The organism is Pedobacter sp. (assembly GCF_040513095.1).
GTDB lineage: Bacteria > Bacteroidota > Bacteroidia > Sphingobacteriales > Sphingobacteriaceae > Pedobacter.
Genome location: NZ_JBEVDX010000186.1, coordinates 1 through 8,684 on the forward strand (window position 1 = coordinate 1; position 8,684 = coordinate 8,684).

Annotated in this window: 7 protein-coding genes; 5 read left to right on the forward strand and 2 right to left on the reverse strand. The window is 42.5% G+C overall.

What is annotated here, in order from left to right; genetic code table 11:
• The 5 genes from ABWY16_RS20750 to ABWY16_RS20770 form a co-directional block, all read left to right on the forward strand.
• Nucleotides 1-3,201, forward strand: a 3,201-nt coding sequence (locus ABWY16_RS20750; RefSeq protein WP_353906579.1) for a SusC/RagA family TonB-linked outer membrane protein, incomplete at its 5' end; no start/stop codon positions are given.
• Nucleotides 3,202-3,227: 26 nt separating this feature from the next.
• On the forward strand, nt 3,228-4,754 hold the full coding sequence (locus ABWY16_RS20755) for a RagB/SusD family nutrient uptake outer membrane protein (RefSeq protein ID WP_353906580.1): 1,527 nt from the start codon (nt 3,228-3,230) through the stop codon (nt 4,752-4,754).
• A 92-nt stretch (nt 4,755-4,846) separates the two neighbouring features.
• The gene (locus ABWY16_RS20760; RefSeq protein WP_353906581.1) at nt 4,847-6,889 is read left to right on the forward strand and encodes a glycoside hydrolase domain-containing protein; all 2,043 of its coding nucleotides are present in this window, start codon (nt 4,847-4,849) and stop codon (nt 6,887-6,889) included.
• A gap of 129 nt (nt 6,890-7,018) precedes the next feature.
• Complete coding sequence (locus ABWY16_RS20765; RefSeq protein WP_353906582.1) at nt 7,019-7,291, forward strand: type II toxin-antitoxin system Phd/YefM family antitoxin; 273 nt, start codon at nt 7,019-7,021, stop codon at nt 7,289-7,291.
• The gene (locus ABWY16_RS20770) at nt 7,288-7,542 is read left to right on the forward strand and encodes a Txe/YoeB family addiction module toxin (RefSeq protein WP_353906583.1); all 255 of its coding nucleotides are present in this window, start codon (nt 7,288-7,290) and stop codon (nt 7,540-7,542) included. The genes ABWY16_RS20765 and ABWY16_RS20770 overlap by 4 nt, the downstream gene beginning before the upstream one ends.
• A gap of 11 nt (nt 7,543-7,553) precedes the next feature.
• Here ABWY16_RS20770 and ABWY16_RS20775 read toward each other — a convergent pair whose 3' ends face one another.
• Together ABWY16_RS20775 and ABWY16_RS20780 are read right to left on the reverse strand one after the other, a co-directional pair.
• A complete protein-coding gene (locus ABWY16_RS20775; RefSeq protein ID WP_353906584.1) occupies nt 7,554-7,820 on the reverse strand; it encodes an alpha-N-acetylglucosaminidase C-terminal domain-containing protein in 267 nt (88 codons plus the stop codon).
• Between the two features lie 44 nt (nt 7,821-7,864).
• Nucleotides 7,865-8,386 (reverse strand): GNAT family N-acetyltransferase, encoded by a 522-nt coding sequence (locus tag ABWY16_RS20780; protein WP_353906585.1) that lies wholly within the window; start codon nt 8,384-8,386, stop codon nt 7,865-7,867.
• Nucleotides 8,387-8,684 lie beyond the last annotated feature (298 nt).

Consider the following 8,684-nt stretch of genomic DNA (forward strand, 5'->3'; position numbering starts at 1 on the left):
ATCCAGTCCCCTGTTGCAGCTCCAGTAAAAAGCACCAAAGCAGTAGACGTTCCTGTAACAGGTGCAGTGACAGATATGAGCGGCGTACCGCTTCCGGGTGTTACGGTAATTGATGTCGCCTCCGGTAGAAAAGCAGGGACAGATGTCAACGGTAAGTATGCGATCAACGCCACCTCAGGATCAAAGCTGAGTTTCAACTATGTTGGTTATGACAGAGCAGAAGTGCTGATAAATGACCAGAAGGTTGTCAACGTGAAGATGAAGGAATCAAGCAATAATCTTCAGGAAGTTGTAGCTATCGGTTACCAGAAAGTAAGAAGGGCTGACGTTACCGGTGCAATCAGCAGCGTAAAAGCTTCAGAACTGAATTTGTCTGCCCCAACTGTTGGTCAGGCGCTGGTAGGTAAAGTCGCTGGTGTACAGGTTTCTCAAACCAGTGGTGCTCCATATGCAAGCACAAAAATACGCGTCCGTGGAATTGGATCACTGAACGCAAGTTCAGATCCTTTATATGTGATCGATGGATATCCTGCAGGTAACAACGTATTTGTGAACCCTGAAGATATTGAAACCATTGACATCCTGAAAGATGCGGCCTCAGCTGCGATCTACGGATCAAGAGCTGCGGGCGGTGTAGTACTTATCACCACCAAAAAAGGAAAAGACGGTAAAGGCAAATTTGAATATGATGTTCAGATGGGTGTTTCCCAGCTTGCCAAAAAGATCAAATTATTAAATGCTACACAGTTTGCTGAACTGACTATCAATTCCCATAACAACTCTTACAAAGATCTGGTAGTGAACTCGGGAAAAACATGGACTGATGCCATGTATTCTGATGCCAATGCCACCAGGGTTGCCCTTGTAGGAAACAGTGCTTCTGTAAGTATTGACCCTGCACTTTATAATTTTGCTACACAGTCGCTGATTACGCCAACTACCAATACAGACTGGCAGGACGAATTGTACAGAAATGCATTCTTTCAGCGTCACAATCTGTCGTTCTCAGGTGGTGCTAAAGACATTAAATATTTTGTGAGTGGTGGTTACCAGGATCAGGATGGTATTGTTACAGCAACTTCGATGAAGACTGTTAACTTCAGGTCTAATATCGAAGCGAATGTGAATAAACGCATGAAAGTTGGTGCAAACATCTCCTACACACAAACCAACGGACGTGAAGTTGAAGAGGGACGTTTCAGCCCGATGATGTCAGCCTTACTTTATCTCCCTTATTTTGCTGCCCGCGATGCTAATGGTGTTCCTATCCAGTATGCCCAGAATGCGCTGGCTAACCAGTTTGGTTACCAGGGAATCGAAAACCCTATCGCACAGGCAGAACAAACAAAAATCACAAGATTAGGATACAAGAATACCTATAATGCCTATGCAACATATGATATTCTGGAAGGTTTAACTTTCAAAGCTAACTTAGGTACACAGGTTTATACTGAGAAATACGATTATTACCTGCCAACCAGCTTAAGTGCCGGCGGAAGCAATCCACCGTATTCAGCACAGTCTATTGCCAATGCAAATGCCCAGGCGAAAAACCTTACCCAGACAGATAAACTGGCTGAGTTCACTTTAAACTATGATAAAACAATAGGGAAACACCACTTTGATGTACTAGCTGGTTATTCTGCACAGGAAAACAGCAGCGATTTTACCTGGTTAACCGCAAAAGGTTTTACAAATGATAACGTTACTGAAATCACTGGTAAAGGTGCCGATCCTGCATTCTTAACTCTGACCCAGGCTTACAAATCAAAATATACTTTGCTTTCTTACTTTGGACGTTTCAGTTACAACTACAACAGCAAGTATTTCCTGACAGGTTCATTACGTACAGACGGTTCATCAAGGTTCGGTTCTTTAAACAAATGGGGTACATTCCCTTCAGTAGCTGCCGGCTGGACTTTGTCGCAGGAAGACTGGTATAATGATTTCCTGGGTCAGCAGTCATCTGTTAAAATCAGGGCATCCTGGGGACTAAGCGGAAACAATAACATTGGAAACTACAACTCAATACAAACACAGGGATCAGCGACAGGTGTAGTATTTGGTTCAGGAACGGTTTCCTCAGGAGTTTCTCCGAATACAATCAAAGATCCGAATATCGGATGGGAATCCACTTCACAGTATAACCTTGGTACAGACATTTCGGTATTGAAAAACCGTTTATCATTCTCGGTTAACTATTACCTGAGCCGTTCTTATAACCTGCTGTTCCTGCAGCCAATCTCCGCGATTTCAGGTTACCCAAGTATCCTGACTAACCTGAGCGACAGTAAAGTGCAGAACAAAGGTCTTGATTTCCAGATCGACGGAACAGTCATCAAAGGCAGGGACTTCACTTTTGGTGCAAGCGGTAATATTTCATTCAATAAAAATAGGGTGCTCGACTTAGGTGGTGCAAGCACAATCTACACTACAGGTGCTGAACGTTCATACTTAACACACGTCACTGCTCAGGGACAGCCGATCGGTATGTTCTATGGTTACAAAGTACTGGGAAGGTTAACTGAAGACAATGTAGGCAAAGTAGCCCAATCATCGGCATCTACCAATCCTGCGAAAGTTGGTGATCTTTATTTTGAAGATGTAAATAAAGATGGTGTGGTAAACGAGGCGGATAAACAGGTCATTGGCAGCCCGTATGCTAAATTTACATATGGATTTGCACTGTCATTCACTTATAAATCATTTGATTTACGTACTTCCTTCAATGGTTCATACGGTAACAAAGTGCTAGACGGACAGGATTATTACCTGTATAACTTTGAGGGTTCAGGTAACCAATATGCAGAAGTTGCCGACAGATATGTTTCTGCTGCCCAACCGGGAAGCGGTTTAAACTACCGTCCTTCACGCGGAGGAACGCAAAGTAACAGTACAAGGCTTTCTTCTTTCTATCTGCAGGATGGCTCTTATCTGCGAATGACTAATGCTACCTTAGGTTACAACATTCCTAAAAGCCTGAGTGACCGTTTGAAAGTTCAGAATATCAGGGTATATGGTTCAGTGGACAATGCATTCACACTTACAAAATACAAAGGATACAATCCTGATGTAGATTACAATATTAATGCAACTAACACCACTACAAATACAAGTACCGCAAACTTAGCACCTGGTGTTGATTATGGAAATTATCCTTTAGCAAGAACTTTCAGTTTAGGTATTAAAGTAACTTTCTAATTCAAAAACCTATAAAATATATTGAGATGAAAAAATATACAATTATATTTCTTGTTGCATTAGTGTCGTTCACTTCCTGCAAGAAAAGTTTTATTGAACAAACTGACCCGAATGCGGCTCCACTTTCAGAATCGTTTAAAACAGAAACTGATGTGCTGCTGGCAGTAAATGGCGCATATCAGGCTTTAAGGTCAGGAGATAATATCGGTGAAAACAGTGGCTTATATACTGATGAACGTTCTGACGATACCGGTAGAAATGAGGCCCAGGCAAATGCAGGTGAGCCCTTCCAGTTTGGAGACTTTAGCATCCTACCGGGTAATACGTTTTTGAAAACCCACTGGCTGAACCTTTATCAGGCAATTACCAGATGTAATACGGTTACCACCTACATTGATAAAGTGACTTTTGCGAATGCATCTACGAAAGGGCAATATCTTGCTCAGGCTAAATTCATCAGAGCCCTGATGTACTTTCAGCTGGTTAGAAAATGGGGGCCGGTGCCAATCGTTACAAGCGTGCTGAACACTACTGAAGAAGTTACGGCAGCTACTTACAGACAATCTGAGGCTGCTGTTTATGCACAGATTGTGGCCGATTTGAAAGACGGACTAACCAGTGATCTTCCAAACTTACAAACGGGAGGTAATGCCGGCCGTGTGGGTAAAGCTGCTATTAATGGATTGCTTGGACAGGTTTATTTAACTATGGCTTCTAACTTAACTGATGGTAAAGCTGAGAACCTTACTAATGCCAATACCTACCTGACAGCCTGCTATAACATGCGTCCATTCACTACACTGTCCACTATTCCATATGCAGATGTATTCGATGTAACCAAGAAAACCAATGCCACTACAGAAGCGATCTTCGAAATCGTTAATATCCGGGGTAATTTAACTTATAGCTCAAGTATTGCTGCTAACAACCAGGCGTTGGGAGAAACAATCAACTCTCTTAAAACTGGTCAGGGTGTAGGTGGAAACGTAACCCGTGACCTGGTTGACGAGTATGAAACTACAGATCCACGTAAAACGTTTTCTGTGAAGTATGCTGCTGCTCCATCTGTTCTGGACTATTTCGTAACCAAATACCGTGATGCAAGTGCAGAAGCAACCACAAATGGTTATGGTGGAAACAACACCCCGATAATGCGTTATGCAGATATTATCTTGTTGTTGGCGGAGTGTAACCTAAATCAGGGAAATACAGCTGCTGCTATCCAGTATCTTGATATGGTACGTGCAAGAGCAGGTGTACCTTTGTATGCTGTAGCAAGTGCAGATCCCGCTTACCGTGCTAAATTCCCTACGCTAAAACTGGCGATCCTGCATGAGCGCAGGGTAGAGCTTGCATTTGAACATATCCGCTGGTTTGACCTGATCAGAACTTTTACCACAACTGAACTGGTAGCCTATTTCAAAGCCAAACCACAGTCAACTTTCGGAAATGCTAAACTGGCTAACTTCAGTACCAAGGACAGGTATTTCCCTATACCTCTAGATGAATATAAATTAGATCCTGCAAGAATGTATCAGAATCCTGGCTACTAATCCCACCAGGCAATTTAAAAAGGAGAAGAAACCAGTGTTCTTCTCCTTTTATTTTTTAATTTTCGTCCAAAATTCCCATTATTTCCCACATCATGAAGTATTTATTTCTTGCGCTGTTCTTTCTGCCCTTTTTTTCATCTGCTCAGTCACCTTCCGGACAGGTCAATGTATTTTTGGGCTCTTCGGGAGATCACGGACAAATGACACCGGCTGCTTCCTACCCATTCAGTATGCTAAGTATTGGTCCGCAAACTTATCCTAAACTACACGCAGGGTATGAAAATAAGGCAAAGCTATTTCTCGGTTTTACCCACAACAGGTTTGAAGGCGTAGGCTGCCAGGGCAGTGGCGGAAATATCCTGATCAAACCTTATCTGGGAGAAAACCCTTCGGCATCTGTCCTGATAAAAACTTCTGAGGCTGCAGCTCCGGGTAGTTATGAAGTCGCGTTTACCAATAAGATCAAGGCCGCTTTTACTGTAGTGGAAAAACAGGGACTGGAGCATTATGATTTCCCGGCAGGGGCAAAGGGCTTTTATTTTGACCTGAGCCATACGCTGGCCAACCAGTTTGTGAGCGAACAGCATGAGGTAAAGGGACAAACCCTTAGTGGTTTCGTGGAAGCAAAGACTACCTGCAATGTGGGAACCTATAAGATCTACTATTATATCTCTATTGACAAGCCTGTAAAATGGGCAGATAGTGCAAACCATAAATTAACGGCTACACTAAATGCAGCAGACAGCAATGCGGAAATCAGAGTTTCTTTTTCATCGGTTGATGTGGCTCATGCAAAATCTGCATTGGATGAAATAGCCTTTGCACAAATGAAAACAGCCAGTACCAACGGCTGGGATGATGTTCTGGGACGAATCAGCGTTAAAGGCGATCCGGAACGCGAAAAGCTGTTTTATTCATTGCTGTACCGCACGATGCAATCACCTTATGTAATCTCTGAGAAAGATGGAAGTTACCGCGCAACAAACGGCAGCTTGAAGCATTCAAAAGAGACAATGTATAATGGCTGGGCAATCTGGGATAATTACCGTACACAGCTGCCTTTACTGGCTCTTGCGGTGCCGGAAAAGTATAAAGGAATTACCACTTCCATTGCAAACCTGTACGCCTCTGGGAAAAAGGATTATGCTACGCAGCATGAGCCATCAAATACAGTAAGAACTGAACATGCGATTGTAGTTTTACTTGATGCTTACCGGAAAGGATACAAGGTGGATTTCTCAGGTATCTGTGATTCGCTGCTGAAAGACGTAGATCGTTTAGACTACAGCCATCCGGATAAAGCACTGGAATCAAGTTATGATGCCTGGGCCTTGTCCCAAATCCTGAAAGTTCTGAAGAAAGATGACCTGAGTGCAAAATACCTGGGAAAGGCTGCGGAATACAAAACCTACTGGAAGAAGGACTTTGAAGACTTGACCAAAAGGGATGTCGACCAGGTTTCTGCCAGGGGTTTATACCAGGGTACAATCCTGCAATACCGCTGGTTTGCCCCATTTGACCTGAAAGGGTTAATTGAACTGATGGGCGGCGATGCAGCGTACATCAAACAGCTTGATCACTTCTTTGACAACGATCAGTACAATCATGCAAATGAACCGGATATCCAGGCGCCATATATGTACAATGCTTCTACCAAGCCTTTCAAATCGCAGGCTCTGGTACACAAACTGGCTGTAGATACCGTAGTTCAGTATTACTTCAATGATAACAGCAGGGGGATAGATCCTTTTGTGGACAGGATTTACAAAAACCAGCCTGACGCATATATCCGCACGATGGACGATGACGCAGGAGCCAATTCTGCCTGGTTTGTATTTGCTGCATGTGGTTTTTCACCAGCATGTGTAGGTTCGCCGGTGTATTACCTCAATGTACCCTTGTTCCCGCAGGTTGCATTTCAGTGGCCGAAAGGAAAATCATTTAAGATCAGTACCGAAAACTACAGTGATCAGCATCCGTATATAGCAAAGGTAATGCTGAATGGTAAAATACTGGACAGAACATGGATCACTCATGAGGAGATTATGAGAGGCGGGGAGCTGGTGATTACTGCATCAGATGCACCTGCTGAGCTGGGAGTTCAAAACCGGTGGATATCGGACATAAACAAGTAACTATAACGGATTTATTATTTACCATAAAGAAAAATAAATTTTATTTATGTTTATTAATGCTACATTCGTGTAATTAACAAAAATATTATGTACAGGAACTTGTACATGTTAACTCTTAATTTTATCTTTATGGGAAATAGTTTAACCATGGAAATTACAACCTACACGGCCTTTAGGCAACACCTGAAGTCATTTCTGGATAAAGTTCTGTTGAACCGCTCACCATTATTCGTAACCCGGACAAATGGCGAGGATGTGGTCGTGATGTCAAAGGCAGATTATGACAGTATGCAGGAAACGTTTTATTTAATAAAAAGCCCTAAGAATGCTGCCAGATTGCTGGATGCATTGAGTGATTATGAAAAAGGTAAAGGGGTAGAAAGAACACTGATTGAGGAATGAAGTTGATTTTTCCCGGTCAGGCCTGGGAGGATTATTTGTACTGGCAGAAAACTGACAGATCAATTTTGAATAAAATCAACGGCTTGTTAAAAGAAATTGTAAGGACTCCTTTCGAAGGTACCGGCAAGCCTGAACCATTGAAATATAATCTTACAAACTGCTGGTCACGAAGGATCAATCCTGAACATCGTCTTGTTTATAAAATTGATGGAGACTCGGTCGTAGTACTGCAATGCAGGTACCATTATTAAAATGAACATTATCAGAAGCTTATAAAGAAACAGCTATTTTTCATCGCATCACTTGCTTCAACCATCAACTTCCAGGCCGGCAGCAGATCTTTCGGATTATAATTTAAACGTATCTTTGTCCATACCGTAGCAGAATCTAAAGTAAGGCGGCCGGCTATAATCGACTCGGCGCCATCACGAATAACTTTACCATTAAAAACCGTCTTATTCAGTACTTCCCAGGCTGCATCTGCTATCGCATTGGGCTGACCATAACGGTTGCGCAAATAAGCGGGCATCCACTCTTTTAACGAAATGGGCGTATCCCGCCAGGTCAATCAGTTTAAGCAATACGCTTACCAAGAATCTTGAGGCTTCTTTCCTGCCCGTCAAGGACAGCTATATCCGGCAATGTTGCCCAATCTTCAAATCCAAAATGCCTGAACAATTTTATACTTGGTTCATTGTGGGCGAAAATGAAACCCAACAGCGTTTTGATACCGATTTCAGGGGCTTTCTCAATAGCGTAAGCCAGTACTGTTTTTCCGTAACCTTTGCCTCTTTGCTGCTCGTCCAGGTAAACGCTCATTTCTACTGTAGAGTTGTATGCTGGTCTACCGTAGAAGGACTGGAAGCTCAGCCATCCGATGATCATGTTGTTCTCATCTTCTATCACCCATAGCGGGCGTTTGTCAGGTGTATGGTCCTCAAACCATTTCATTTTGCTTTCGGTAGTAACCGGTTCTGTATCAGCTGTCACCATTCTTGAGGCCACAGTAGAATTATAGATTTCAACTATTTTATTGAGGTCTGACAGTTTTGCGTCTCTGTATTGCAGCATGATAAGGTTGGAGTAAGTGTTCAAAGCTATTGTTTCGGGCTATGATATCAAAGCGAAATTAAAATTATCCTTTCTGCTGCGGCTCTTGTCTCCTGATTAACCTCATTAACGTCTATGAGAAAGTATAAATGCTCTTGAATGGATTGTACCTCGATTTAAAACAACGAATAAAAGATTGATACTAAATTTATAATCAATTTAGTGTTGATAAGGTTTTGATAAGCCATTGGTAAGGGGTTGGTAAGCTTTTGATAAGCAATAATGGCTTGGAAACAGCTTACTTACCGCTTATAAATCACTTATCGATACCGCATGAAATATA

What these genes read in the sequence shown, in the direction of transcription:
- ABWY16_RS20765 (WP_353906582.1), top strand. Translation starts at nt 7,019, where the DNA reads ATGGGAAATAGTTTAACCATGGAAATTACAACCTACACGGCCTTTAGG.
- ABWY16_RS20770 (WP_353906583.1), top strand. Translation starts at nt 7,288, where the DNA reads ATGAAGTTGATTTTTCCCGGTCAGGCCTGGGAGGATTATTTGTACTGG.
- ABWY16_RS20755 (WP_353906580.1), top strand. Translation starts at nt 3,228, where the DNA reads ATGAAAAAATATACAATTATATTTCTTGTTGCATTAGTGTCGTTCACT.
- ABWY16_RS20775 (WP_353906584.1), bottom strand. Translation starts at nt 7,820, where the DNA reads ATGCCCGCTTATTTGCGCAACCGTTATGGTCAGCCCAATGCGATAGCA.
- ABWY16_RS20760 (WP_353906581.1), top strand. Translation starts at nt 4,847, where the DNA reads ATGAAGTATTTATTTCTTGCGCTGTTCTTTCTGCCCTTTTTTTCATCT.